The organism is Paenarthrobacter sp. YJN-5 (assembly GCF_015040095.1).
Classification (GTDB): domain Bacteria; phylum Actinomycetota; class Actinomycetes; order Actinomycetales; family Micrococcaceae; genus Arthrobacter; species Arthrobacter ureafaciens.
Map to the genome: position 1 here is coordinate 748,837 of NZ_CP053544.1, position 26,177 is coordinate 775,013.

General features: G+C 62.4%; 30 protein-coding genes. 23 read left to right on the forward strand and 7 right to left on the reverse strand.

Going from position 1 to position 26,177, the window contains the following annotated elements:
- The 5 genes from HMI59_RS03540 (at position 1) to HMI59_RS03560 (ending at position 5,010) form a co-directional block, all read left to right on the forward strand.
- Positions 1-960 carry a carbohydrate ABC transporter permease gene (locus HMI59_RS03540; RefSeq protein ID WP_193592819.1) on the forward strand — a complete coding sequence of 320 codons (960 nt, stop codon included), beginning with the start codon at positions 1-3 and terminating at the stop codon, positions 958-960.
- Positions 957-1,856: a carbohydrate ABC transporter permease gene (locus HMI59_RS03545; RefSeq protein WP_193592820.1), complete on the forward strand. Its 900-nt coding sequence runs from the start codon at positions 957-959 to the stop codon at positions 1,854-1,856. Before HMI59_RS03540 ends, HMI59_RS03545 begins: the two co-directional genes overlap by 4 nt.
- Before the next feature lie 73 nt (positions 1,857-1,929).
- Positions 1,930-3,033 (forward strand): Gfo/Idh/MocA family protein, encoded by a 1,104-nt coding sequence (locus HMI59_RS03550; protein ID WP_193592821.1) that lies wholly within the window; start codon positions 1,930-1,932, stop codon positions 3,031-3,033.
- A gap of 1 nt (position 3,034) precedes the next feature.
- Positions 3,035-3,781: a ThuA domain-containing protein gene (locus HMI59_RS03555; protein WP_193592822.1), complete on the forward strand. Its 747-nt coding sequence runs from the start codon at positions 3,035-3,037 to the stop codon at positions 3,779-3,781.
- A gap of 32 nt (positions 3,782-3,813) precedes the next feature.
- Positions 3,814-5,010 carry a Gfo/Idh/MocA family protein gene (locus HMI59_RS03560; protein WP_193592823.1) on the forward strand — a complete coding sequence of 399 codons (1,197 nt, stop codon included), beginning with the start codon at positions 3,814-3,816 and terminating at the stop codon, positions 5,008-5,010.
- 47 nt (positions 5,011-5,057) lie between these two features.
- Here HMI59_RS03560 and HMI59_RS03565 read toward each other — a convergent pair whose 3' ends face one another.
- From HMI59_RS03565 to HMI59_RS03575, 3 genes are all read right to left on the reverse strand, one after another.
- On the reverse strand, positions 5,058-6,218 hold the full coding sequence (locus tag HMI59_RS03565; RefSeq protein ID WP_193592824.1) for a serine protease: 1,161 nt from the start codon (positions 6,216-6,218) through the stop codon (positions 5,058-5,060).
- A 377-nt stretch (positions 6,219-6,595) separates the two neighbouring features.
- Positions 6,596-7,003, reverse strand: coding sequence for a hypothetical protein (locus HMI59_RS03570; protein WP_193592825.1), 408 nt, complete (start codon positions 7,001-7,003; stop codon positions 6,596-6,598).
- A 2-nt stretch (positions 7,004-7,005) separates the two neighbouring features.
- A complete protein-coding gene (locus HMI59_RS03575) occupies positions 7,006-7,182 on the reverse strand; it encodes a hypothetical protein (protein WP_193592826.1) in 177 nt (58 codons plus the stop codon).
- Between the two features lie 203 nt (positions 7,183-7,385).
- On the opposite strand from HMI59_RS03575, the gene HMI59_RS03580 reads away from it, so the two are divergent.
- The 13 genes from HMI59_RS03580 to HMI59_RS03635 all read left to right on the forward strand — a co-directional run bounded on the left by HMI59_RS03580 (position 7,386) and on the right by HMI59_RS03635 (position 18,046).
- Complete coding sequence (locus tag HMI59_RS03580; protein ID WP_193592827.1) at positions 7,386-7,898, forward strand: hypothetical protein; 513 nt, start codon at positions 7,386-7,388, stop codon at positions 7,896-7,898.
- Between the two features lie 174 nt (positions 7,899-8,072).
- A complete protein-coding gene (gene mpaB / locus HMI59_RS03585; protein ID WP_227471525.1) occupies positions 8,073-9,119 on the forward strand; it encodes a daptide biosynthesis RiPP recognition protein in 1,047 nt (348 codons plus the stop codon).
- On the forward strand, positions 9,119-10,384 hold the full coding sequence (gene mpaD, locus HMI59_RS03590; protein ID WP_193592828.1) for a daptide-type RiPP biosynthesis aminotransferase: 1,266 nt from the start codon (positions 9,119-9,121) through the stop codon (positions 10,382-10,384). Before mpaB ends, mpaD begins: the two co-directional genes overlap by 1 nt.
- A gap of 47 nt (positions 10,385-10,431) precedes the next feature.
- The gene (mpaC, locus tag HMI59_RS03595; protein WP_227471526.1) at positions 10,432-11,535 is read left to right on the forward strand and encodes a daptide-type RiPP biosynthesis dehydogenase; all 1,104 of its coding nucleotides are present in this window, start codon (positions 10,432-10,434) and stop codon (positions 11,533-11,535) included.
- A gap of 74 nt (positions 11,536-11,609) precedes the next feature.
- Positions 11,610-11,750 (forward strand): hypothetical protein, encoded by a 141-nt coding sequence (locus HMI59_RS03600; RefSeq protein WP_021473492.1) that lies wholly within the window; start codon positions 11,610-11,612, stop codon positions 11,748-11,750.
- A 53-nt stretch (positions 11,751-11,803) separates the two neighbouring features.
- Positions 11,804-11,929 (forward strand): daptide-type RiPP, encoded by a 126-nt coding sequence (locus HMI59_RS25925; RefSeq protein ID WP_021473491.1) that lies wholly within the window; start codon positions 11,804-11,806, stop codon positions 11,927-11,929.
- Positions 11,930-12,008: 79 nt separating this feature from the next.
- Positions 12,009-12,827 (forward strand): daptide-type RiPP biosynthesis methyltransferase, encoded by an 819-nt coding sequence (gene mpaM / locus HMI59_RS03605; RefSeq protein ID WP_193592829.1) that lies wholly within the window; start codon positions 12,009-12,011, stop codon positions 12,825-12,827.
- Positions 12,824-14,041 carry a YcaO-like family protein gene (locus HMI59_RS03610; protein WP_193592830.1) on the forward strand — a complete coding sequence of 406 codons (1,218 nt, stop codon included), beginning with the start codon at positions 12,824-12,826 and terminating at the stop codon, positions 14,039-14,041. Before mpaM ends, HMI59_RS03610 begins: the two co-directional genes overlap by 4 nt.
- Positions 14,038-15,696, forward strand: coding sequence for a daptide biosynthesis intramembrane metalloprotease (gene mpaP / locus HMI59_RS03615; protein WP_193592831.1), 1,659 nt, complete (start codon positions 14,038-14,040; stop codon positions 15,694-15,696). The genes HMI59_RS03610 and mpaP overlap by 4 nt, the downstream gene beginning before the upstream one ends.
- Positions 15,693-16,403: an ABC transporter ATP-binding protein gene (locus HMI59_RS03620; RefSeq protein WP_193592832.1), complete on the forward strand. Its 711-nt coding sequence runs from the start codon at positions 15,693-15,695 to the stop codon at positions 16,401-16,403. The genes mpaP and HMI59_RS03620 overlap by 4 nt, the downstream gene beginning before the upstream one ends.
- Positions 16,403-17,125: a hypothetical protein gene (locus tag HMI59_RS03625; RefSeq protein ID WP_227471614.1), complete on the forward strand. Its 723-nt coding sequence runs from the start codon at positions 16,403-16,405 to the stop codon at positions 17,123-17,125. Before HMI59_RS03620 ends, HMI59_RS03625 begins: the two co-directional genes overlap by 1 nt.
- The gene (locus tag HMI59_RS03630; protein WP_193592834.1) at positions 17,126-17,821 is read left to right on the forward strand and encodes a hypothetical protein; all 696 of its coding nucleotides are present in this window, start codon (positions 17,126-17,128) and stop codon (positions 17,819-17,821) included.
- A gap of 42 nt (positions 17,822-17,863) precedes the next feature.
- Positions 17,864-18,046 carry a hypothetical protein gene (locus tag HMI59_RS03635; protein ID WP_193592835.1) on the forward strand — a complete coding sequence of 61 codons (183 nt, stop codon included), beginning with the start codon at positions 17,864-17,866 and terminating at the stop codon, positions 18,044-18,046.
- A 35-nt stretch (positions 18,047-18,081) separates the two neighbouring features.
- On the opposite strand, the gene ggt is transcribed toward HMI59_RS03635, so the two are convergent.
- Together ggt and HMI59_RS03645 are read right to left on the reverse strand one after the other, a co-directional pair.
- Positions 18,082-19,947, reverse strand: a complete 1,866-nt coding sequence (gene ggt, locus HMI59_RS03640; RefSeq protein WP_193592836.1) for a gamma-glutamyltransferase — start codon at positions 19,945-19,947, stop codon at positions 18,082-18,084.
- A 104-nt stretch (positions 19,948-20,051) separates the two neighbouring features.
- Positions 20,052-20,975, reverse strand: coding sequence for a patatin-like phospholipase family protein (locus HMI59_RS03645; RefSeq protein ID WP_193592837.1), 924 nt, complete (start codon positions 20,973-20,975; stop codon positions 20,052-20,054).
- Between the two features lie 17 nt (positions 20,976-20,992).
- Here HMI59_RS03645 and HMI59_RS03650 point away from each other — a divergent pair, with 17 nt between their 5' ends.
- Positions 20,993-21,181, forward strand: a complete 189-nt coding sequence (locus tag HMI59_RS03650; RefSeq protein WP_193592838.1) for a hypothetical protein — start codon at positions 20,993-20,995, stop codon at positions 21,179-21,181.
- Between the two features lie 115 nt (positions 21,182-21,296).
- A complete protein-coding gene (locus HMI59_RS03655; protein ID WP_193592839.1) occupies positions 21,297-22,406 on the forward strand; it encodes an ATP-binding protein in 1,110 nt (369 codons plus the stop codon).
- Here the strand turns inward: HMI59_RS03655 and HMI59_RS03660 are convergent.
- Positions 22,403-23,305: a hypothetical protein gene (locus HMI59_RS03660; RefSeq protein ID WP_193592840.1), complete on the reverse strand. Its 903-nt coding sequence runs from the start codon at positions 23,303-23,305 to the stop codon at positions 22,403-22,405. The two genes, HMI59_RS03655 and HMI59_RS03660, sit on opposite strands and share 4 nt — an antisense overlap.
- 10 nt (positions 23,306-23,315) lie before the next feature.
- Positions 23,316-24,341 (reverse strand): SPFH domain-containing protein, encoded by a 1,026-nt coding sequence (locus HMI59_RS03665; RefSeq protein ID WP_193592841.1) that lies wholly within the window; start codon positions 24,339-24,341, stop codon positions 23,316-23,318.
- A 105-nt stretch (positions 24,342-24,446) separates the two neighbouring features.
- On the opposite strand from HMI59_RS03665, the gene HMI59_RS03670 reads away from it, so the two are divergent.
- From HMI59_RS03670 to HMI59_RS03680, 3 genes are all read left to right on the forward strand, one after another.
- Positions 24,447-25,181, forward strand: a complete 735-nt coding sequence (locus HMI59_RS03670; protein WP_193592842.1) for an NUDIX domain-containing protein — start codon at positions 24,447-24,449, stop codon at positions 25,179-25,181.
- A gap of 268 nt (positions 25,182-25,449) precedes the next feature.
- Entirely contained in the window at positions 25,450-25,608 is a 159-nt protein-coding gene (locus HMI59_RS03675; protein WP_017200690.1) for a hypothetical protein, read from the forward strand.
- Positions 25,609-25,963: 355 nt separating this feature from the next.
- Positions 25,964-26,167 (forward strand): hypothetical protein, encoded by a 204-nt coding sequence (locus HMI59_RS03680; protein WP_021473476.1) that lies wholly within the window; start codon positions 25,964-25,966, stop codon positions 26,165-26,167.
- Positions 26,168-26,177 lie beyond the last annotated feature (10 nt).

Sequence of the window (26,177 nt, forward strand, 5' to 3'; positions counted from 1 at the left end):
ATGTCCACCAAAACCATCACGCCAGGAGCGCCCCCAAGCGCGCCCCCCAACGCACCAAGAACAAGCACCCGCGACCGTGCCGAACGTCGCCTTGCCTTCCGGATGACGGCACCGTCGCTAATCCTCATGGCCCTCGTGGCGGCGGTCCCGATCGGATACGCAATTTGGCTCTCCCTGAACCAGTACAGCGTCCGCACCGCAGGGCTCTCACGGTTCGTCGGCCTGGATAACTACATCGCCGCCCTGACCAGCCAAGAGTGGTGGGCGGCCTTCGGGCAGACCTTCACCTTCGCCGCCTTCTCGGTCACCTTGGAGCTGATCCTTGGAACGGCCATGGCGCTATTGCTCAACCTCGCGTTCAAGGGTCGCGCGCTTCTCCGCACGGTGGTCCTCCTGCCGTACGCGATCGTCACCGTAGTCAGCGCCATCACCTGGCAGACGATGTTCCAGCCCGACCTCGGCCTGGTCACCAACGTCCTCTCCGCGCTTGGGCTGCCCGGCGGCGACGTCGTGTGGCTGGGGGAGCGCGGCTACGCGATGGCCGTCATCGTCCTCGCCGACGTTTGGAAAACCACACCGTTCGCGGCCCTCATCATCCTGGCCGGCCTGCAGGTCATTTCCTCCGAAACGTACGAGGCCGCGGAACTCGACGGTGCCAGCAAGTGGCAGACCTTCGTCCACATCACCTTGCCACTGTTGCGTCCGGCAATTGTCCTCGCCGCGATCTTCCGCACCATGGACGCCCTCCGCGTCTTCGACCTGCCGTTCGTCCTCACCCGCGGCGCCAACGGCACCGAATCAATGTCCATGCTGGCCTACGGCGAACTCCGCGAAAACCGGCTGGTTGGCGAAGGCTCGGCCCTCTCAATCCTGACCTTCCTCACCGTCATGGTGGTCTCGGTCATTTACATCCGCTTCGGCGGCGGCAACATCCGCGACGTCGCGAAGGAGGAGCAATGAGCACGCTGACAGCAGAACGCACGACGGCGGCACCCGCCACCGGGACCAAGTCGCCGAAGCGCCGGCTCAGGGGCGAAGCGAGACTCCACCCCTCGGTGTGGGTGTTCGTGGTTGCCGTCATGGGCTTCTCGCTCATCCCGTTCTATTGGCTGGTGAACACCTCCCTTAAGAAGGGCGCGAGCCTGTCGCAAGGCGAGCTCTTCCCGAGCCAGCCGACCCTGGAGAACTACCTCGTGGTCTTTCAGAACGCCGAATTCCTCCTGGCCCTGCGCAACTCGGTGATCATCGCCGTCGTAACAACAACTGTGGCGCTGGTGTTCGCGTCCTTCGCCGCGTATGCGCTGGCGCGGCTCAAGATGCGCCGTAAGGGAATGATCCTGACGCTCATCCTGTCGGTGACCACGTTCCCGGCCATCGCGATCGCGGCCCCGATGTTCTCCATCTGGCGCGAAATCGGCCTGTACGACACTCTCTTGGGCCTCATCATTCCGAAGCTGACGTTCGCCCTGCCGCTGGCGATCTACACGCTGACATCCTTCTTCAAGGAAATCCCGCGCGAACTCGAAGAATCCGCGTACATGGACGGTGCCACGCCGTTTGTCGCGTTCCGCAAAGTCATCCTGCCGCTCGCTGTCCCCGGCCTGGCGACCACCGCGATCCTCGTGTTCATCTCAGTCTGGAACGAATTCCTCCTCGCCGTCACGCTGACAACGTCACCGGAATCCCGTCCGGTCCCGGTCGCGATCGCGTTCTTCAGCGGCACCAGCGAGTTCGACCAGCCGCTCGGCACCATCAGCGCCGCTTCAGTGATCATCACCGTCCCGCTCGTGATCCTCGTGCTGCTGTGCCAGAAGCGCATCGTCTCCGGCATGACCGCCGGCGCCGTCAAAGGCTAGGCCACTTTTCGGCGTCACAGAATCCAACAACCACCTACAGACTCCTCAGAACCCCAGAAAGAACAGGAAAACAGTGAGTATTCAGCAGCAGGCCCCATCCGCAACCCTCAAAGTGGGAGTTGTGGGGATCGGTTGGGCCGGCCAGCAGCACCTCAAGGCGTACAACAACATTGAGGGCGTAGAAATCGTGGCCGTCGCCGGGATGGAAGCGGACCTCCTCGCCCAGCTGAAGGACGAATACAACATCCCCCACGCCCTCACCCGGTGGGAGGACATGATCGAGCTCGAAGACCTCGACGCCGTCAGCATCGCCGTGCCCACCTTCCTGCACGCGCCGATCGCCATCGCTTCGCTCGAGCGGGGACTGCACGTGCTGAGCGAGAAGCCAATCGCGCGCAACGCCGTCGAAGGCCAAGCGATGGTGGACGCCGCCCGCAAGGCGGGACGCGTCCTGGACGTTGCGTTCAACCACCGCCGCCGCGGCGACATCCAGGCGCTCAAGCAAGTGATCGACGACGGGACGCTGGGCCGCCCGTACTACGCCAAAGCCTCGTGGCTGCGCCGCCAAGGCATTCCAATGCTCGGCAGTTGGTTCACCAACCCGGCGCTCGCCGGCGGCGGTCCGTTGGCTGACATCGGAGTCCACGTTTTGGACTACGCACTGCACCTGTTGGGCGAGCCGAAGGTCCTGGCGGTTTCCGCCTCAACGCATTCGGAGCTCGGTCCGCGTGGCCTCGGCGGCAACGCGCGGTATACGGCGTCGAACTCCAGCCACAAGTTCGAGGTGGAGGACTTCGCCTCCGCGTTCATCCGTCTGGAAGGCGGCGGCACGCTGATTCTTGAAGCGGGTTGGGCCGCGTTCCGTGACCAGCGGGACCTGATGGACTTCACCGTTTACGGGACCGACGGCGGAGCGGACTTGCGCTCGGTCGGCGCCTCCGAAAACCCCGTCGCAGATGTGCACGTCTTCACCGAGAAGGACGGCGAGAACGCCGACTTCGAAGTGGTGGCCGAACCCGGGCGAGCCCACCAGGCCGTCGTCGAAGATTTCGTGGCTGCCGTGCGCGGCGGCGAGACGGTGTGGGGAAGCCACGACGGCTCCCTCGCCCTCAGTCGCGCGCTGGTGCTCGATGCCTGCTACAAGTCCGCCCTGGAACAACGCGAAGTGAGCCTCTGATATGTACGACAAGAAACTGAAAGTTGTTGTCTGGAACGAAGGCGTCCACGAGGCGCGCAACGAGCCCGCCACCATCGGCGAGATGTATCCGGAAGGCATCCACGGCGCCATCGCGGCGGGACTCCGCGGCTTCTACCCCGACTCGGAAATCTCAACAGCCACCCTCGCTGACCCCGAACACGGCCTCTCCGAGGAAATCCTGGAGCAAACTGACGTACTGCTGTGGTGGGGACACATTGCCCACGACCAGGTTGCTGACGAGGTAGTTGAACGAGTGCAGCGCCACGTGCTGGGAGGCATGGGCCTGATTGTGCTCCACTCCGGGCACTTCTCGAAGATCTTCACGCGTTTGTTGGGAACCACGTGCTCTTTGAAGTGGCGCAACGAAGGCGAACGGGAGCTCGTTTGGACAGTTAAGCCTTCGCACCCGATCGCGGCTGGCATTGAAAGCCCTCTCTTGATTCCGCAGCAGGAAATGTACGGAGAGCTCTTCGACATTCCGGAACCCGACGACCTGATTTTCATCAGCTCCTTCGAAGGGGGAGAGGTGTTCCGCTCCGGCGTGACGTTCTCGCGGGGCAAGGGACGCATCTTCTACTTCAGCCCGGGCGATCAGGAATACCCGGTGTACCACCAGCCGCAGATCCAAAAGGTGATCGCCAACGGTGTTTCCTGGGTGGCCCAGCCTGGTGTCTTCCGCGAGGCGCCCGACGTTTCCAACCCGGCCCGGGGCTGGTTCGAGGCCTAAGCCTTTCCCTACTCACTTCCAGGAGCAGCAACATGACCACTTCCCTTCCCGCCGGGCGTCCCTTGGTGACGGGCCGTCCCTTGGGCGTGGCCGCCATCGGTTACGCCTTCATGGGTAAAGCCCACTCCAATGCGTGGCGGAACGTGGCCAGCTTCTTTGAGGTCCCGGCCTTCGAACAGAAAGTGCTCGTTGGCCGGGACGCGGTCCAGGTTGCATTCGCGGCAGGGAAGTACGGATGGTCGGAATCGACGACGGATTGGCGTTCGGTCATTGACCGGGACGACATCGACATCGTGGACATCTGCGCGCCTGGTTGGATGCATGCCGAGATCGCTGTCGCGGCGTTGGAAGCAGGTAAACACGTGCTCGTGGAGAAGCCGCTGGCCAACACTGTGGCTGAGGCCGAGGTGATGGCTACCGCTGCAGCATCCGCTCAGGCCCGGGGTGTCCAGTCGATGGTCGGTTTCAATTACCGCCGGGTTCCTGCGCTCTCCCTGGCCCGTGAGTTGATCGCCGAAGGACGTCTCGGAACCGTGCGGCACATCCGTGCCGCTTACCTGCAGGACTGGCTTTCCGACGTCGAGACTCCCATGAGCTGGCGGCTCCGGAAAGAGACGGCCGGCTCCGGCGCCCTAGGGGATATCGCCTCCCACGCGATCGACCAGGTCCAGTACCTGACCGGTCAGGCCGTGACCGAGGTGACCGGGCGGTTGAGGACTTTCGTTCCCGAGCGCCCTGGCCCCGGCGGCATGGAGAAAGTGACAGTTGACGACGCCGCGTGGGCCACTTTGGGCCTTAGCGGCGGCCTCAGCGCGTCGGTGGAAGCGTCACGGGTGGCTACTGGGCAAAAGAACTCGCTCAAGATTGAAATCTATGGGTCTCTGGGTTCTTTGACCTTCGATCTGGAGAACCTGAACGAGCTCGGTTTCCTGGACGCCACGCTTCCGGTGCGCGAGCAAGGTTTCCGCCGGATCCTGGTGAACGAACCTGAACATCCGTACCTCGAAGCGTGGTGGCCACAAGGGCACATCATTGGCTGGGAGCACACCTTCACCCACCAGATCCGGGACTTCCTCTGTGCCATCCGGGATGGTGAGGTGCCGTCGCCGTCGTTCGACGACGGGCTGCAGGTTCAGCGGGTGCTGGCCGCGGTTGAGGAATCGGCTGCGAATAAGAGTGTGGTGACGGGAGTTCAGTCTGGCTGCGCATCACTATCACTCTCGACCTGACCGAGCCGAAAGGCTCATTCAGTGTCCCTTCTGGAATGCCGTGCTGGTCAGGGTGCCCGGCCGGGTCCGTTGTCCGGGTGGTTTGGGTTCTGCATCCACGGTGTGGGTGGAATGGCTGCTGGTGGGCCGGCCGGTGCCGGGGTGTAGGCTGCGGGTTGGCGTTGCTTGCGCATGTTCATGATCAGCAGGACGGCCATCCCGACCACGGCCAGAACGAGCACCGCGACGATGGCGATCAGCCACAGAGGAATCCCGGGAGCATCTTGTGTGGTGCTGGTGGGCGCATCGGCGGCGGCTGCCGGCGTCGCGGACGCGGTTGCGGCCTCGGCTAGTTTGACGCCGTTGGAGGTCAGGAAGTCGCGGAGGGTTTGGGTGTCGGTGATGTAGTTCGCCTGCCCTGATCCGCGGGCAACGTAGGCAGAGTTGATGCCAATGACTTCCCCGTCTTCGTTCACCGAGGGGCCGCCTGACATGCCGGGTGTGATGTCGGTGTCGATTTCCGTGCGCGGAACACCCTGGGTTGAGTAGCTGCGTGAGCTGACAGCCCCGGAACGGTAGGACGGCTTTTGCCGTTCAACGTCCGAGGTTGAACCGACGAGGTCGGGGAATCCGACGGATGTGACTTTTTCGCGCACTTTCGGTGCCTCCGCACCCAGCGCCAGCGCGGGGGTATCTTTCATGTCGGCAATCCGCAACAGCGCATTGTCGCCTTTCTCGAAGCCTTGCTTGGCGATGAGCTGGGCCGTGATGGCCGTCTTGCCGCTGAGCAGACCACCGTCAATGCCCGAGGGCTGGTCGACCTTGATGAGAGGGTCCGCCAGTGACATGGGCCAGTCGACGTTTTCGGGTTTCACCCCGGTGAGGCCCTGCTCGTCAATGACTTTGGCGTAAATGCTGGTGTAGAGGGCGTCATCGGCGTCGACGCAATGCCCGGCCGTGGCCACGTGCCCGGTCGTGCTGACAAACCAGCCGGTGCAGAGAGTGACCAGCGTGGTCTTGTAAGTTTCCGTGGTTCCGTCTTTGAAGGGAACCTGCACTGTTGCCGACCATGCTGTATCGACCCACACAATGGATTTGTCGATCGTGTCGGAGTTGACCTCGGCCGTGGCCGGTGCGGCTGCCAGCAGCGGAATCGACAGCGCGGCGGCGAGGGCCAGCGGTGCGGTGTGCTTTTTCTGTGCTTTCCAGGAGGTGCGGGGTGTCTTCATTGAGGGCTTCCTCATGTTCGAATGCTCTGAAATTGTGTGCACCCCAGCCCGTATGTGGAGTGTAGATGAGACTTCCCGGAGGAACCATGCTTGGGTGGTACTCGATTTTGGCTGGGCCCACTACTTGCCCGGGAGGGCCGCTTACTTGCTGGATCGGAGTTGTTACCACGTCTTCTATGTGCGGGCATTCTTGCGCGGCCTGGCCGGAGTCGATTGTGCAACAGCTTGTTGCGCAATTGGCCGGCGGGCGTTGGAGAAGATACGGAGGGCGGCAGGTTGCTCCACGACAATGGCGTCGATGACCTCAATGCGGTCTTCAGTGCGCTGGACGGCCTGCTATCTAGAAAGATCGACGGATCCTTGTGAGTCTTGTGAGCTTATGCCTTCGGGTAACCCGTTGGTGGAATCCGGTCCCCTCGGGAGGTTGAGCGCTGTCTGAAGTATCCGTACTTCTTGAGGCGCACGAAGGAAACGAAGCACACAATCACGCCCAGTGCCGGGCCGGCCCACAAGGCCACGGGTGAGCCTCGGACAAGGAGCGCGAGCACTGGGAAAATTGTGAGGATCGCAAGGCCGGAATCCTTGCCCGCGTCGAGGTCTTTGAAGGGCGCACGGCCCAACTGCCCATACAGCCAGGCGTGAATCACCAGAAAGACAAGTAGCGCGCCAAAGATGGTCAGGAGCCAAGGCCACGGCCACTCAGCGGCTGTCACTAAAGCCAAGGTGGTCCCGTAGGCGGCGGACAGCCCCAGCCAGTAGCCGTTGGCGGAATGAAATCGGGGCACGATCAGCGCGAACGAGCGGGCTCGCGGGAGTCTGACTCCTTCTTCCGGGTCACGAACCACAATGTTGCCGAGGCAGCGGCTGCGAGCACACTTAGCGCACTGATTGCGGGAGCGTACTTGAAGGCCACGCAGGCGGCGACTACTTGCAAGGCTGTTGCCACCAGGAACAAGACCCTCATTACTGAATCCAATCTGTCGGAGTGTCTCAAGCATGTGGCCAGATTTCCGTCCTAGGTGTTCAGATCCAGCGCTCACAGTCCCAGAAGTTCAAAACTAGGTGGGCCTAGCCCAAAAATAGGTGCTGCCGCGGCTTTCCTAGGTGCCAGTAACACATTAGGCAATTCATTGGATAAACCCCTCATGGCCGCGTATCGTCCTCTGGATGGGGAAGACGAAACCGAACCGCTCCGCTCTGGCGATGGCCGCCGTCGTACTTGCTGCTCTGGCGGGTTGCGCCGAAGCGCCGGCCACAACCACGCCAAGCAGCTGCACTCCTACGCCAACGGCAGCCTGCCCGATCACCGGGACGGAGCCTCAACAGACCAACTGCATCGCCTACGACGGCGACGCCGCCATGGCCCAGAACGAGATGTATCGGCAGCGGCGGAAGCTCACCCCTGTGATGCTGACGCAGCTGAACCAGCACGTCGAGCCCGCAAGAAAGGCGCTCGCAGCAGTACCCCGGCCCGTCACCGGCAATGACGTCGAAGCGGCGCTGACCAGTATCGGCCTGATGGACATACGGACCGACGACGGCGGAAAGGGCGTCAGGTTTGGTGCGGCGGTCCGCAGCGGAGGCTGCATCTACGGTTTCATGCCGAACGACGGAGAACCGGAGTTGGCGACCGGTGGTCCCATCATGGACGGCGGTTGCCTGGAGATGATCGGCCATTAGACCGCGCCCAAAACCCACCACCTAGACCACCCACTTCCACCACCTAGATCGGCCCGTCCACCACCTAATTTGCTCCGGATCACCACCTAATTTGGTTCCGCCCGATCGTGGAGCCTGTCTACGCCCATAGTGTCCTTCTCAGGAACGAGCCCGTCCGGGTCGCTCCAGCGGAACATGGACAACTATTGGGGGTTGGAATTGGCGCTGAGTCAGCAACAAGCCATCGCGGCGGCTGTAGATCAATGGGTTACGGGCATCCCGGGACGGATCCCGGGCCACACGGTATTCGTGGAAAACGCGGGGCATTCTTCCTATGCGAAGGAGATCGCAAGGGACGGGTCGGTGGTCTTGGTGATTGATGGCGACGCCGACGATCCGGATCTGGTCACAGTCAAAGGCCGTTTTGACGAGTCAGGCGAAGAACTTCTGGTGGACGGATCCCTGAGCATCGAAATTCAGGACTACCTGGCCGTCCCGTTCATCAGCCTTGTGGGTCCAACAGTCATTCGCTTCGCAGGCCAGGATGACTGGCAGTCGTTCTTCGACGACGCCGACGAAGCCCGCAGCTCCGGCCACTTTGTCCGCCAACTCACCGAAATCAACGCGGTACTGGCCGAGCGTGCGCTGCTTGCCGGGCACGGAAACCCGGACTCGACGCTGGCCAGGATCCACATCACCGCCAACGGGACCATCCTCAACGGACCCAGTGGAACCGTGATCGGCTGGGTTGGCGATGAATTACAGGACATCCGGGCCAGAGCCATGCCGCTCAAACCCGAGTCCTCGATAGCCTCCCTGACCCACGCACCCGAAGTCGTGGCAGCCCTCAGCGACCGACCTTGGATTCCCCGCTACTTGGCCGCATTCGATGCGTGGAAGTTCATCGGTCCCCAGCAACGCCCTGGCACCCGCCTGGTCGGCTTCGGGTTGAGTCTGTACGGAGCCACCGACAGCCACGGCCTCCCGTTGCCCAATGCTCCTTTCATCGTGGAACGGCAGGGGGAACACAGGCTTCTCGATACCAACGCGGGGAAGCTCTTCACCATCGGCCGGGACGCTGCCGTCCTCATTGAAGCCATCTCCAACTTGAGGAGTGTGGAAGCTGCCGCAAACGTCGCCGCCTTCTCCATGGGCATACCCCCGGAGCTCGCGGAATCATCGGCGAAAGCCGTCGTGGAGCAGCTCGGTCACCTCGGCATCGATCTCCTGGGCGGCCACTGATGACCCGAACAAGCCTTCCCCTCTGGGTGCCCTTGGTGGAGCAGCGGGACTTCAATCCGGACACCCACACGGCAGTAGCCGCCGACGGCGTTCACGTCACCTTTAGGGACGGCCAGCGCCGGCTTTGCGCGAAAAGCGGGCTCTGGAATGCCAACCTGGGATTCGGAAACCGGGCGATCGCCAAAGCAGTGGCCGCAGCACTGGAGAGTGCGTCCTATCTGCCGCTGTTCCGCAGCGCACATACCCACGCCATTGAGGCAGCCGAAGCACTGCTGGAGCTCCCGGCACACCCCTTCGGGAAAGTCATTTTCTCAACCTCCGGAAGTGCCGCCAACGATGCTGTCATGAAGCTGGCCAGGCAGTACTGCATATTGATCGGTGAACCCGAGCGGAAACTGATAGTTGGTTTGAAGGGCAGCTACCACGGTCTGACATATGGCAGCCAGGGCCTCAGCGGGGACGATCTTGGGCAGCCCCTCTATGGCGTGGACACTCGCAACATCCGGCACGTCAGGTTTGATGACGGCGGAGCCGAGCTGGAGAACCTGATGCGTCGGGAGGGCTACCGTGTGGCAGCCGTTGTAGTAGAACCTGTACTTGGCTCCGGAGCCGAAGCCGTACCCGCAGACTTCATCACGGCACTCCTTGCACACAGGGAGGGACAGGGCTTCCTGCTGGTGGCCGACGAGGTAGCGACGGGTTTTGGCCGGATACACTCCTGGTTCGTTACGGACGAATGGCCGGAAGCGCCGGATGTCATCGTCACATCAAAAGGCCTCACCAACGGGACCAGTGCCTGTGCTGCACTCCTGGTGGGCACCAAAGTCACGGAGACGTTTGACCACACCGGAGCGGTCTTCGTCCACGGTGAAACCCAAGCCGGCACACCTGCCGCCTGCGCAGCGATTCTTGCCACCATTGGGGAAATGGCATGGGTGGGCCATGAAAGGCTCACCCGCAACGTCAGCGTGGGGCTCTATGAACTGATTCGAGACCTCCAAGGCATCGACGGAGTTGGCGAATCAACCGGCCGTGGATGCATGCGGGGCCTCAAACTGTACTCGGACACCGGGGTGCCGCTCCACGCACGTGCGACGCTCGCCGTCGTAAATCGCATCCATGGCGCTGGCGCCATTGTCCAGCCTGGCCCCGGACGCATCCAGCTCCTTCCGGCCCTGACCTATATGGAGGAGGACTTCCAGGAACTCCACGCTGCTATCGCGCAAGGAATCCGTGAAGCTCGCCGGGACGGGGTCTTCGCATGATCGCGGATAGAACGTGGAAGACACGTTGCGTCATCCTGGGGTCCGGAATGAGCCCTAAATACGTGGGTTCATTGACCCGCGGACGTGTCGGATTGGTGGTCGACGCAGCGCTCGCCGCGCATCAAAGCACGTTGTTGGAAGGTGACCTCCGGGGAGTAGCAGTCCTGGCACTGGATGCAGTTCCCGTCACTGTAGTGACGCTGCGTGAGGTGGTGGGGTTCATCCAGGAACACCGGCTGGACACAGTGGTGGCGCTGGGCGGCGGATCGATTATGGACGCGGCCAAGCTCGCAGCCATGTTCTCCGCCGACCCAAGCCTGGCAATCTTCGTGGAACGCCACGTCAAGCGCTCCGGACTCTTGGTGCTGCCGCCCGTTCCCTACACAGGCAAACGGCCTAAAACCGTTCTCCTCCCGTCCACAGTGGGGACCGGCGCGGAAGCCAGCGCGGTTGCGTGCCTGGACACCGTCGTCGGGCGCCGCCTGCTGGCGTCACCCCAGCTGGCCGGAGACGTAGCAGTGCTCGACGCCGGCCACCTCGCCACCCTGCCGCGGAGGCTGGTACTGGAAGGACTGCTGGAAGCCTTCCTGCGTGTGGCCGGAACCATGGCGGGGAGCACGGCCAGCATGTTCGACGACGACGGTCACCACCTCCTGGCGCGGATCGTTCGCTTAGGGGAACAACTGAGGAAAGAGGACTCGCCCGAGGATCGCCTGCTTGCTGCCCGGTTGAGTATGGAAACCCACACCGGTTGGTCGTTGACGGGGCGTAACCCGTACGGCGCCAAGCATTGGTACGTGGCCAACGAACTGGCCTACCTGACCGGCGCCCGGAAGATGGCTGCAACTGCACCGCTGATTGCTCCCATCTGGGAGGAGATCGAGCGGGGCAACTTCCCGTGGGGTGACGCCGGGCGGCTTCGCAGGCTCTGGTCGGCGGCAAACAGCGAAGAAGCATACGACTTGCGCCCCTCCAAAGGTATTGCCGAACTCATTCACCAGTGGGACATCCCGAGGTTGAGCGGCTGCAGCGAAGGAACCATCAAGGATGCCTCCACTGCCGCCGTCCGTAACTGGGGCGGAGTGCTCCCCATGCTTCGCGGCATAGGCGCGGTCCAAATCCAACACGTCCTGCGCGCAGCTCTCGCCTGAGCCGCGCCCCACTGCTTACCGCAGGGCACCCGCGGTAAGGCACCACCCACAGGCAAGGGAAAGGAGGTGACTACATGATCAGCACTGCACACAGGCCCTTGGATCTTGGGATTCAGGAGCTGGAAACCATCGCTGTACCGGATGACTGGAGCGAAAGGATCCACGGCATCACTGTCGGCCTGGCCATCATCACCATCACCGTCGGCATCACCTGAGATCCCGTCAACGCAGCTGGTATCCCGTCCAACAAGCACAGAAGGAGGTGAACATGCAGAAGCAACTCAATCTTTCCATCCAAGAGCTTGAGGCCCTGGACACCCCTGACTTCAACAACTGGTTTATCGGCGTATCCCAGGGAGTGGCCTTGGGACTCATTGCCGTCGGCATCACCTAGCCAATGGCAACTTCATTGGCCGCAAGCAACAGAAAGGAGGCAGGCATGACACTTCAACCACCTGCCCAAGGACACTCTGATGAACCCCGCTCCTGACAAAACCGCAGACGCCATCCTTCGCGTCCTTGGACACCTGGACCCGCCGGAGGACCTTTACAGCGTCTCCGGCTCGCGCCTCTACGACCAGATCACCGAGAACGACCTCACGGAACTGCCGGAAATCCAAGCAGCCGCACGCAAGACCACGGGCCCCATCCTGGAACTGGCGGCCGGATCAGGGCGCATCACGCGTGCCCTGTTGCCGCTGGGACGTCCGGTCACCGCCGTCGACTCCTCTCCGGAGATGCTGGAGATGCTCCGCGCGAAAGTCCGTACCGTGGCCTTCAACCCGCGGCAGGTGGATGTTGAGTTGCTGAACGGTGACATGTCCCGGTTGGAGTTCGACGGCGGGTTCGGTTGCGTCGTACTCGGCGCCAGTTCCGTGACTCTCCTGGGCAGGGAAGAACGTCGCCAACTATTCCGGGCGGTCCGCAACGCGATGAATCCGGGCGGCCACTTCCTGCTCACAGTCCTCAACGCGGACAGCCACCAAGGCACGGCGCACTACGACGGCGAACCAACAGTTTCGGCCCTGGGGGAGGACGCCTTCCTGATCACCGCAGAAAGCAGGGACGCCGTCAACGGCTCCCGCCGCGTGACCATGATTCACGTTCGCTTCAACGAAGGCGGGACATACCGGTCGTCCGCGTACGCCAGCGACGTCGCCTTTGTCAGCAACGCGTTGATCGAGGAAGAAATCCTGGGTGAGGGCCTGAAGGTCCTTGAACGCAGGCCCGTCCGCATCGCCAACCCGAATCCCGCGTTGAAAGACATTGAGCTTTGGGTGTGTGGACTATGAATCCGGACCCCGTACCGAACCTGGACCCCACACTGACCCTCGACCCCGCGCTGGGTCTGGTCTCCGAGTCCACGGTGTACCCGCCCAACGACGTCGGACTCTGGCGGACCGTGGCGATGCTCGCCAACGGCGAGATCACCGAACAAGGGTTCGCCTCCGCCGTCGGGGCTTTCGATGTCAGCCGACGGCGGTCGCTGATGAGGGGCGCCGGCGAGGCCGTGGAGCGTTACGCGTTGGTGCCTGCGTCAGCCGATGCCGATCATCTGCACGTCCAGGACGACGTTGGGCGGCGGATCGATTTTGTTACCGGAGGGCTGGGACGCGCGTCGGCACTTGCCTGTGATCTTCCTTGGTACCGAGCCTCGAATCTGCTCACCGGGGGAGAGTCCCGGGTTCCGGGGCCGGTTGTTGATTACTGGCCCGGCGCTTCCCCGGTCTCCGAATGGGACCGGTTGGTTGACCCTTCGCCCAACGGTGCTGCTTCGGGGCCTTCTCAGTCCTTCGCCCAGGCATCCGGCCTGGCGGAGGTCATTGAGCGGGATGCGTTCCTGACTTCCTGGTACTCCCGGGCGCCCCTCCAAAAAATAGACATTCGCAGCCTGCCGGCATCACCCACGGTCAGGAATCTCGCAATGTTGACGGAGTCCGCGCTGGCTAACGGAGTGAAGTTTACGCTCGCCTTCGTCCCCACCTCGGCGCCCCTAGTGGTTGCTGCCTGCTTCGTCATCGGCGTCAACGAATCAGCTCCCTTCGGGGCAGTCGGACTCAAAGCGGCCGCCGGTCCAGGTTCAGCACTGCTGGGAGCCCTGCAGGAGGGACTGCAGATACGGGAGCTGTTCCTGTCGCGACGCCCTTCGTCTGACGCCGGCGGTTCAGTCACCGATGACGCCTCGCGTGCGGACTTTTGGAATACCGCTTCAGCCGTTGCACGGCTGGAGGAATGGGTCCGTTCCTTTCCGCTGACTGCGATTCCTGAGGGGTTCGACGTGCCGGGGGTTAACCACCTGGCGACGTACTTTGCCGGCCGAAACATCAGCCCTCAATGGGTGGACTTGACCCATAGGCTGCCCGCCGCCATCAGGAACCACGGTTGGCATGCGGGCAAAGTGGTGTGTCCCGGCGCCGTGCAACTGTCCATGGACGAAACCAAAAGTTTGGCCCCACACCGGCCAGGTATTGTCCGCTCGCAAACCATGCCCCATCCGCTGATATGAAGGGCACAAGGAACCGCATCACGACCGAGCCGCAGTGGCCGGTTCGGTTGGCGTCCCATGCTTCCATTGAGCCACCAGTAGACAGCGTCGGTCCTTGGATCGTGGCCCTCGACGGAGTGCCGAGGGCACGGATCTCGCAGGACGTGGCGTCCGTGCTCAAGGAACTGGACGGTGAAAAGGACGCCGGCCAGATAGCACTGACGTTGGGTGCTCCTTGGACTGCGTCTGATGTGGGAAGCGTGGTGGAGCGAGTTGCGCCGACCGGAATTTTCGACGCCGGCCCACGGAGAAACGCACCGCGAAGAGTCCAGTTCCGTGCCCCTCTGACAGTTCAACTGACGCTGTTCGATCCAAGCAGCGTGCTCCCTGCCCTGCATCCCGTTGTGACGTTCCTGCTCCGCAGGGGGTCGTTGGCGCTGCTGGCCATCTCCCTTCTGGGGGGACTTCTCGTGGTGAGCTCGACCGGGACGGACATAGTGAGGCTTTTTTCATCGCCGCTTCCCTTGGCAACGTACCTTGGCGTGGCGGCAGCAATGTTTGCCTCGACCCTGCTCCATGAGCTCGGCCACGGCTTGGCGCTGTCCTACTTTGGGGGCAAACCCCGACGCATCGGCATCATGCTCTTCTACCTGTCTCCGGCATTCTTCTGCGATGTCACCGATGGCTGGCGGCTCGCTTCCAGGAAACAACGCGTGATGGTGGCCCTGGCCGGTCCCTTGGTTCACGTTGGCTTGGGTAGCTTGGTGCTGTGTGGCCAAGCCTTCATGGCAACTTCTCCGCACAAGGATGGCCTGCTCCTCTACGGAGTGCTTTGTTACACAGTCGCCCTTCTGAACCTCTTCCCGTTCATCAAGCTGGACGGATACGTGGCCCTGATGTCGGCACTGGACATACCCCACCTGCGTCGTAAGTCTCTGGCTGCTGCCGAGGAAATCGTGGGTCGCTTCGCTCTTGGCACCACCGTGCAGGTGCCGCACCCCGGCTTCCTCGCGCTCTTCGGACTAGCCAGTTTCGCCGCTGGACTCTGCTTTGTGGTGGTCGGTTTCCAACGCCTTGTTCCGGTCTTCCTGCAGTTGGGAATGGCCGGTCATGCAGCGGTGGCCTTGCTCATCGGACTCCTGGCAATACTGGCGGTCAAAGGCATTGTTCGGTTCTTCCGAACTGCCGCCGCGAATGGCAGCACCCTTTGGCGTCGGACCTTGGCTTTGCTCCTTGGCGCTGGTTTGACGTCGGCCGTGCTCGCCACCGTTCCCGTTTCATCTGTTCAAGCAGCGGGGTTTTCGTTGGAAGCAGGGCAGTTGAGCATCGTTTTTCCGAAGGACTCAGAGTTACCGTCGATCGAAGCCGGGGACAGGGTCAGCCTGCAGACGCAAGGAACAGTAGTCCACACGGAACTGGGCCTGGCCACTGTAGGTTCGCTGCCGCCGTCGGAAGCCAATGCCCCACTGGAGAGCATTGCGCCGGTGACCCTGCCGGGGATTACCGTTCCAGTCATTGCCTACGACGCCGAGATTCGGGCTGCGCATGCTGACCTGCCCGCCCATGGTCGCGCCGAGGTGACCAGCAACGTCAGAACCACCTTGGGGGAGTACCTCTGGAATGCAGTGACGTCATCTCCCCTGTGGCCGGGAAACGCGGGGAAGGAAAACAGATGACAATTCATGCGAGTTTTCACGGATTCACCAAATGGCGTGGAACGCAGCTTGCTGTCGAGGACCTCACCTTCGATGTTCCCGTCGGCTGTGTCGTGGGGCTGATCGGCCCCAATGGCGCCGGAAAGAGCACTGCGCTCGCAGGACTCACGGGCCTTCTGGATCCGACATCGGGCAATGCCAAGGTGTTCGGTACCGACTATCGCTCGCTGGACAGGCCGGCCCGCAGAATCGGCGTTAATTTGGACGGAATGGACGTGGAAGACGGACTGACCGGCCGGCGCCACCTCCGTATCTGCCAGATGGCCGCCGGGGTTGGCAAGGAGGACGTGGAACGCGTCCTTGCCCAAGTGGACCTGACGGCGCAGGCCAACAGGAAGGTCAAGGACTACTCACTGGGCATGAAGCAGCGGCTGGGGATCGCTTCGGCATTGATTGGCAACCCGGAACTCTTGGTATTGGACGAACCGGCAAACGGATTGGACCCCGAAGGTATCCACTGGCTGCGAGGGTTCCTCAGGGACTTTGCTTCCACTGGTGGGAGCGTCCTTGTCTCAAGCCATCAGCTGCTGGAACTGGAGCAAGTTGCCAACGAGGTAGTGGTCCTGAAACGGCGGATGTTGTTTCAGGGATCCCTCGACGAGGCAAAGCGTGTGGGGAACGGAAGCCTTGAGGCTGCCTACTTCAGGATCCTGGAGGGTGCGCCGTGATGGGCATGCTGCGTTCGGAGCTGTTGAGGTTCTTCAGTGGCTATTCGTTTCTGGGCGTACTGGGTTTCAGCATCCTCATTCCGTGGTTTGTCAGCAACTTCCTCGGCTGGCCGAGCACCGCCGGTGGCCTGACCGCCGTCGAGAACGTCAGGATCTTCTGGGCTTTGGCGGCAACCATGGCAATTGTGAGTGTATTCGCGGGTAGCTACGTAGTGTCACGGGAGGCCTATTACGGAACACTCAAGCGCAGTGTGGTGATGTGCGGCCTGACCCGGCTGGTGCTGATCAAGTACGCTGCTGCCGTTGCTGTGGCACTGATCGTTGCCTTGGCGGGGACTGGACTGTGGGCAGCGAGCCTGATGCTGTGGTCCATACCCGAAGCCCGGGCAGGAGTGCTGGTTCCCGATGCCTGGCGGTTTCTTCCGGGCGTCCTGCTTGCCTCGGTACTCGGTGGGGTATGGGGTTGTTCGCTTGGCTGGATCATCCGTCACTACTACGCCACCACGGTAGCGGCGATGTTGGTCCCGTTAGCCGTGGAATTACCCCTGCTGGCAAATTCCACCGAGGTGGCCCGCTGGCTTCCTTCCGGTGCCTTGGCCGGGATCAGCTCGGTGCCGTTCGAGGGCTTATTGCCGCCCATTCAAGCGTCCTTGGTCTTCCTGGCGTGGATTGCCCTTTCGGGCATTGGCGCGGTGTTGGTACTCGGCCGGAAGGAGCTCTGAGTGTTTCCTCTGGGATCCGTCTTGTCCGCTGAGCTCAGCAGACCCTGGCTGTGGCGGGGCGCGGGTATCGCTGCACTCATTGCAGTTGGCCTGATTGCCGTACCCATCGTCTCCAGCCTGGCACATGAGGTACGCGTCGGTCAGCTGGGCGCTGCCCTTCTGGGACCGGCGCTGTCGGTGATGCTCACGGTCGGGGCGGTGCTGGGATCCTTCGCCTTTACGGTTGACTTCCGTCGTGGTTCCCTGCACAGGAGGGTCCTCTTGTTCAGCCGGGCACCGATCTTTGCATCCCGGGCAGCTTCCACATTCCTTGCCTCGGTGGTCGCGGGCGGCGCAGTGGGAGCAGTGCTGGTGCTCCTCATGCTCCTGATCGGCGGGCACCCAACCAGCTTCTTCGCGGCCGGGGCGTTTGCGGGGGTCGCTGCTGTGGGTTCCATGTGGGGCTTTGCCGTCGGATCCCTTGTCCGTAACCATCTGGTGGCATTCTTCGTGGTCCCGTTGACTCTTGCCCTCCCCGAGTTCCTTGCTGGTGCGGGGATAACCACCGAATTCTTCTTCCCCGTGCTGACATCGGAGTGGTCCACCAGCGCTGCAGAAGGACGCATCAACTCCATGCCGCTCCTGGGGTCGCTGTGCTGGCTGGTGCTGTTGCTCGGCTCCGCCGGGGCCGTTTTCTCCCAACGCGACCTTCGCTAGACCCCATCTGCCGCTGGACCTAAGCCGCGAAAGGAACGAACCATGAATCACAAATCACTCGTTTGGCTCATGCTTGCCCTACTCTTGGGCGCTTATGCCGTGTACGCCCTTTTCTCCAATCAAAGCGGCTCGGTGTGGCCGCTGCTGACGGGGGTCATCTGCGCTTTGGGTGCTCTTGGAGCACTATGGCGTTTACGGGAGGAAGCCAGGGAGGACCGTGAATAGGCCTGCCCTGGCTTCCCGGGTTTCAATCTGTAGGACTACTTGGACTTCGGGCCCTTCCCGTGGCCATTCGCCGGCTGGTCACCGGACGAAACCACCATGGCGGATCCACCACCCCGCCGTTCCGGCTCCGCCACGGCAACGAGCTTGCCGTCTTCACCGAACTCGATGGCCGTGGCAGCACCAATCTCGGCTGCGGATGTGAAGGCATCACCGGCAGGGACCAGTTCGTGGCCAAGAGCGGTGAGCTGGGATCCGTAACTCTGTATGAAAGCCGGTTCGGCCGTGACCGTTTTCGTGTTTCGTTGGGCTGCCCGGGGAGCAGCCAGGGCTTCCGAGATGTCCATGCCCAAATCAACCCGGTTCAGAATTGTCTGAAGCACCGTGGTGATGATGGTGGAGCCGCCCGGCGAACCGAGGGCCAGGAATGGCTTGCCCTCATCCAGGATGATGGTGGGCGACATGGATGACCGTGGCCGCTTCTCTGGTTCAATCCGGTTCGGGTCCTCGGGATCGTAGACCGTGCTGAAGTCCGTCAGCTCGTTGTTCAGCAGGAATCCCCGACCCGGAACAACGATGCCCGATCCTCCTGTTTGCTCGATTGTCAGCGTGTACTCCACCACGTTGCCCCACTTGTCAGCGACCGTCAGGTTGGTGGTGGAGATATTCTCGGTGTCCGTCTCATCGGCGAGCGGCGCAGCGGAAGCCGGGCACGCGCCGTCGTAATCCTCTACATCGCCGGGAGCCACGGGTTTGGCGGCGGCCGCCGTCGGGTTGATCTGGCAGGCGCGCTCCTTGGCGAACATGGGGTCCAGCAAGATGTCCGTAGGAACATCAACGGACGCGGGGTCACCCACGTAGGCACCACGGTCGGCGAACGCCAGGGCGCTCGCCTCGAAGTAGTGGTGCAGTGCATCAGTAGGCTGCATTTCGCTGAGGTTGAACGGCTCAAGAATGTTCAACGCCTCGCCGACAGTGGTGCCACCGCTGCTCGAAGGTGCCATTCCATAGACGTCGTAGCCGCGGTACTTCATGTGGGTGGGATCCTGGTTCAGGACTTTGTAGTCGGCCAGGTCCTGGGCTGTCATGAAACCAACAGGCACTGGCAGGGTGGGTTTCGCGACCTTGGGCGGCGCCTGGACCGTTGCAGCGATTTCCTCAGCCAGCGGGCCGTTATAGAACGCGCTTGTCCCCTCCTTGGCAAGCAGGCGGTATGTTGCCGCAAGTTCGGGGTTCTTGAAGATACTTCCGACGGCGGGAGACTCACCGCCGGGGAGGAAGAGTTGCTGTGTGGAGGTGAAGTTGCTGAACCGTGCCTTGTTGTCCTCGGTCTGCTGGCGGAAAGTCTCATCCACCACGAAGCCGCGGTTGGCGACCTTGATGGCCGGTTTCAGGGCCGCGTCCAGGCCCAAGGTTCCCCACCGTTCCAAAGCGCGTTCCCATGTAGCCGCAGTACCGGGGACACCAACAGAGACGCCACTGGTGACGAGATCCGGCGTGAATTTGTAGGGCTTGCCGGTACCAGGATCGATGAAGGCATCATGAGGCATTGCCGCAGGTGCCGTTTCGCGGCCGTCGATGGTTCCGACTTCTCCGGTCTTGGCGTCGTAGTAGACGAAGTAGCCGCCACCGCCGATGCCGGCGCTGTAGGGCTCAGTTACTCCGAGGGTGGCAGCAGCCGCGACCGCTGCGTCGGCCGCGTTGCCGCCCCGCTTCAATACTTCGATGGCCGCTGCGGATGCCTCCGGATCCACCGTGCTGACGGCGCCGCCGTAGCCCGTGGCCGTGGGGTTCTTTTCGGTCTGCCGGGGGTCCGCGAAGGCCGGACTGGCCACTGCTGCGCTGCTTACACTAAGTGCCAACGCGGCAGTGGCCGCGGCAAACTGACGTCTCTTTAGTCTCATGGTGTCTCCCAGAAATTACCCAGAGTTTGTTGAGGGTTGGCGGTCCGGCCACCCTACTCCGGGGCTTCGGGAGGGACAACGGTTGACTCCCGGCTGGTCAGGGGCTAAGTGAGGGGCCCGTTCCAGGACGCCGAAAGCCCGCTGGCTAAGCTTCTTCCTTGCTCAAAACCGGCCATCGCCGCGGCCGGACGGAGGGAGAAATCCATGGCGTTGGCACCGAAGAGATGTTCCGACTCAACGGCCGGGAAAATCGACTCCACTTGGCTGCCGCCGGCTCGCAGAACCTCGATGTGGGAGGCGAGGTCTTGCTTCCATGTCACAGGAGTCCGGGTTCGGCCACCGAAAGGCGACAGGACCAGCACCCTCCTAAACCCAGCCGCAAGGTCCGCATTTTCAGCGTTGGAGCGGTAGCCGCCGTCGATATAGTCAGCGCTGCCAATCCTGTACGCGAAGCCGCTGGCGCAACTGGCTGCGACGGCGTCAACCAGGTCCACCCCGCTGCTGTTGCCGAACTCGACAGGTTCGCCGGTGCCTGCATCAACGGCTGTGATGAGGATTTGCTGTTGCGGCCATTCCTGCCGGGGAAGTCTGGCCGCTACCGTAACGCGCCATCGTTCCTGTGTGGAAGGGTCCAGTGCGGCTTGCAGTTCGAGCGCCGCAGCGCCCATCCGGCGTCGCATGTCTGCAGGATCCGCGGAAGAGGCGATGATCCGGGCAGTCCGTTCCATGTGGTCGGATACGTCCCTGTCTTTGGCGGGTGCGGACCGGAGATCGGCGGGCGCCGGCCGTCGGCTGGGTGGAGCTTGAACGGTTGCGGCATACAACTCAGCGATTGGAGCGCCACTGATTTGGGCGGCAGCGGTTGAGCCGGCCGATGTGCCGATGGTGAGGTCGGCGTTGGTGACATCGAGACCCGCGTCCGCCAGGCCGGCGACGACGCCGATCAACCAGGCATTGCCGGTGGAACCTCCGCCACCGAGCACCAAGGCCCGGGCATGAGTGATGTCTTGGGAAAGCGTTGTGTTCATAGGAGAGCCCTTCACGAATGAGGATTGGCGCTCCCGGTGGCGACTACTTGCGTCGCGGAATCGTGGGCTGCGGGGGAGCGCCCATTGCGGATACTGCGTACATGGGTCTCACCTCCTGCTTGGTTGTCACGATCATGGGAATGCTAGCACTGCCGGGCTGGGAGCGGGAGTGGGCGCCGAAGAAGGCAGCCGATAAGATGAACTAACCAAACTAACCAAACTAACCAAACTAACCAAACTAACCAAACTAACCAAACTAACCAAACTAACCAAACTAACCAAACTAACCGTTACTAACCTCAGCCGTCACAAGGAATGCAGATGCCGTCTACAGAGAATCCGTTTCGCCCGACTGCGGGGGCAACCCCACCCGAGGTCATCGGTCGTTCTGGACTTTTGGATGAGTTCGAATACGGGTTGCGCCTAGGTTCAGGGGCGCCTGGGCTGTTGTCTATCTTTACCGGCGCCCGAGGGATTGGGAAGACCGTCATGATTGGCGAAGCGCATGACGTAGCCAGGGAACATGGATGGGCTGTGGTCGCGGAGACGGCGACGGGAGCATTCATGGGCCGCATCGGCGAGCAAATGCGCCGGCTGCTGGGGGAGATCGGCGATCATCCTGACTCAAAGCGCCGCATCACTGGAGTTTCCATCGCCGGGTTCAGTGTGACTTCCCAGTTAACGCCCGAACGTCAGGTGGACTGGCGTGAACTGGGCGAGTCGTTGCTCCAGCTGCTCCAAGAACGAGGAACAGGTTTGCTGATAACGGTGGACGAGATCCACGCTGCAGACCGAACCGAGTTAGCCCAGCTCGCCGCCAACGTGCAGCACTTCATCCAGGATCGGCTTCCTATCGCTTTGATTTTCGCTGGATTGCCGGCGGCGGTGTCTGACTTGCTCAACGAAGGAGTGGCTACTTTCCTACGGCGAGCCGACAAGATTGACCTTCATTCGGCGGCTATTCGAGATGTAGAACAGTCATATGCCCACACCTTCTCCGAGGCGGGTATCACAATTGCTCCTGAACTCGTCCAAAAAGCTGCTGCGGCAACAGGCGGCTATCCATTTCTGATTCAATTGGTCGGATACTTCCTCTGGCGAGAGGCTGAAAACCACGGAGACCACCTCCTCGACGACGCGGTACAGAAGGCATTGGCTGCAGCCGCTCGGCGGAACGAGCGGGTTGTCATCGAGGCGGCCCTCGCGGAAACATCGGAGAAGGACCGGGCATTTCTGTTTGCAATGAGCGCCGACGATGGCCCTAGCACTGCGGCGGACATTGGTCAGCGCACTGCGTCGGGGAGCAGCTTGGTGGCCAAATATCGAGCCCGGTTACTTGCTGCAGGGCTTATCGAAACGGCAGGGCGGGGAAAAGTCGAGTTCGCGATTCCCGGTCTTCGCGAGTACCTCAGGAAGAACCTCGCCCGCTAAACCACCAGCCGCAGCGGCCGCTGCCCCGCCTGCACTCTGATTTCCTGTCCCCATGAGGCGATCAGGCGGTCATCTTCCATGCCGTCGCCGAACACCACCAGTTGATCCGAAGCGACGGTGATGCGGAGGACTTCGCCGGCTTGCAGGAGGCCTTCAGTGAGGGAAGCTCCCGTAACGGGCGACGGCCAGGCTTCGCGGACAAACCACGCAAGCGTCGGGTCAGTCGGTGCGGGCAGGGCCCTGCCGCCGCGTTCCAGTGCGATTGAGGCGCACCAGCCGGTGGCTCCGGTGCCGGTGGAGACGATCAATCCCGATGAGGACTGCCGCTCGGTCAGACCACCGGAACTTTTGAAACTTGGCGCCGTCAACTGGTACCTGGCGGACTGGTGGGAGGCGTGCCCTACGAAAATCTCGTTGAGTGCCGAAAGCTGCTGCCCGTCGTCGAGCGTTGCCGTCACGGTGGTGAGGTCCAGGCAGCGCAGGCGGGTCGGGTCGCCGGCGCGGATCATGGCCGCGGCCGCAGCGGGCGTGTGTCGCACCAGGACGCCGGGATTGGCTCCGGGCTCCGGATCCACGCCGATGACCGGTTGCCCGGACAGGTACTTGGCAGCATTGGCCACCAGCCCGTCCTGGCCCACGGCCACGATGATGTCCTCTGCTGTCAGGAGGAAGCGGCTGAGGTCGGCGCGTTCCACTTCGGCTTGCCGCCATTCGGCCGGGACCGCTCCCCGCACGGTGGCGAGGGCGGCGGTGAGGTGGTCGTGGCGCTGCTGAACTTCTTCGAGGCTTCGGCCACGGGTCCGGAGGAAGAACTCAGCCTGTCCGCGGGTCGAGTGGCGGTCCAGGAGTTCCTGGAGTTCGGTACGCCTGTGGACGATGACGATGCGTGGTGTTGCCATGGTCTGATCCTTACTTGGCGGCCGGTGCCGGTGCTTGTCCGTTCTGATCCTTGAACAGCCCGGCCAGGGCTCCGCTCAGGAGGTCCGGGGTGATGGTCAAGTTGCCGATGTTCGGCAGCGAACCGGCTGCGTCCCGCAGGGCGAGGGCAAGCAGCGTGGACTGTTCCATGCCCCGGTAGACCTCCATGGTGGCAGCTTCACGGGCGGCAGCTGCCTCACCCACCAGCCGGATCTGGTTGGCTTCGGCCGCAGCGCCGATGCCCTTGCGCTCGGCAGAACCCTGGGCTTCGACGAGGCCGGCTGCGGCCTTTTCCTCCGCTGCCCGACGGGCGTTAACGCCCTCCTGCGCCACGAGGTTCTCGCGCCGAACGGCCAGTTCGATTTGGCTGGCCATCTCGTTTTCGGAGATGGTGCGTTCACGTTCGACGGCGACAGCCCGCCTTTCGTAGACAGCCCGGTCCGCTTCGGCTTGCAGCTGTTCGCGGACGGGTGTCTGCAGGGCACGTTCGACGTCGGACTCGGGCCGGACTGCCAGGACTTGCACCCCGAGGATTTCGATGCCGGTGGATTGCAGCCGGGCGTCTGCGCGGAGGGCTTCGGTGAGCACCATCCGCAGCTGGCTGACGCCGCGTTCCAAGGCTTCGGCCAAGGTGGTGGCGGCAATCTGGTCGATCGCGTGGCTCTGGCAGAGCTGCCCGATGATGGTGGACACCTGCTCGCGTCCCGTTGCCGGCGCGGCCCCCGGTGTTTGCAGGCCAAAGTCGAGCCGAGTCGACACCGCCACAGGATCCACGAACCGGTAGGTGACGTTGGCCTGCACCGTGACGTCCTGGTGGTCCCGGGTGATGGCGTGGAAGAGGGTGGGGAGTTCCTGATCGTCCACCGGCACTTCGCTGAGCACGGAATTCACGGGCCGGAACCAAAACGCCTGGCCCACTCCCTGGTGCTTCACCGCGCCCTTTTGCAGGTGCACGACGTAACCGGTGGGGCTGCCGAGGAAGTGGCTGATCCAGGGGTAGCGCTTGATGGTTGCCATGATGCTCCTTGATTCAAAGAGTTATCGTCTATCTGACGATAACCACACTCTAGGACGCTGGAACTATTAATGTCAACGTGACGATAAATGCCGTAGAATTGCCGCATGACACAAGCTGTTCCAGCACCCGCGAGCTTTCCCGTCACGGTGGACATCGTTGCCCTTACCGTCCGCGGCGGCGAGCTCTGCGTCCTCCTCATCACCCGCCTCATCGAGCCCTTCCGCGGGCGGCTCGCCCTCCCCGGTGGTTTCGTCCTGCCCGGCGAGGACCTCGTGGAAGCAGCGATCCGCGAACTGGGCGAGGAAACCGGCGTCGAACGTTTGCCAGGCTATTTGGAGCAGTTGGCGAGCTACGGCCCCAAGGGTCGCGACCCCCGTGGCGACGTCCTCACCGTGGCGCACCTTCTGCTGGCGCCCGACTTTCCGGTTCTGTCCGCCGGCAGCGACGCCGAGCAAGCGGCGTGGTACCCGGTGGAACGCGTGGCCAGCGGCGAGGTGGATTTGGCCTTCGACCACGCGCAGATCCTGGAAGATGCCGTGGAACGGGCCAGGGCCAAGTTGGAGTACTCGCCTTTGGGTGCAGCGTTCTGCGGCGAAGAGTTCACCATCGCCCAGTTACGCGCTGTCTACGAGGCCGTTTTGGGGACCCGCCTGGACCCGCGAAACTTCCATCGCAAGGCCACCGGCACGCCCGGCTTCCTCGAGGACACAGGGCGCATGACGGCGGGCGATGCGGGCAGGCCGGCGGCACTCTTCAGGCTGGCGGAGGAGGCGCGTTCGACGGCGGGGCACCCCGCCCGGGCGGTGCTGAACCCGCCGTTGATGCGCCCGAGGGTGTAGGCGGGGAAACGCATTGACAGGGTGATCCGGCTCGAAAAATGTTCGGCGTCAAATCACTTCGCCAAAACAGAAAGCGTGCTTATTATGAAGCTGTGCACGTGCTTCCCGTAGTGGTTGCTCTGTTTGAACCATAGCCATTATGGGTAGGTACGGAATAAGGAGAACATTCTCCGTTGGTGCCCGTTGGTATGGGGTGGGACTTCATTTGGGGTCCCGGCGGATGCCTTCCTAACTGGACAGAAATTTGTTTGAAGGGATGCGTAGCTACATGAACACACTATTGATCATCGCCGGAGTCATTGCGATCATCCTGCTGCTGGTGGGTGGATTCAACCAGGCCCTTAGTTTCCTGCTGTGGGTAGGAATTATCCTTCTTGTTCTTGCCCTCATTGGATGGGTTTTGGGACGGGGGCGGTCGCGCGTATGACCTCGGACCCAGTGGAATCTGGGGGCCTTAGCCACATCCATGACGGAGTAACAACCCCTGGCCATCCGATCCCGCGGGATCTCGGAACACCCCTCGCCAGCGCGCAAGTGCCGGCGGACGGTGGGGCCGGGGGAGATCCGGACGACGCTGCCGACGCCGGAGCGAACAAGTCTGCGACTCCGCCGGGACCGGCTGAGGAAAAAGATGCAAAGACTGCGGACGACCGCAGCTTAACTACTGAACCTAATCCGACGGATTGATCGGGGCTTCGAAGCCGTGGGTGGATAATCGCCCACGGCTTCGCCCATAATCCGCCCGGTTCCGGGTTTATCCATTCTTTTGATTGAGGTGGAAAATGCGTATCGGATCAATTCTCGGGCTGATCGTAGTGGTGTGGTTGGTCATCGGTGCAATAGCTGCGGGGCAGCGTGGATATTACAACGCGCCACCGGCGCAGTGCTCACAGTTCGCCACGATCGCCCTCAACATTGTTGCCGGACCGCTGAATTACACGGGGCTTGATCCGCAAGGTGGATGCGAGGTGCCGCAGCCGTCGTGAGCTGCTTGTG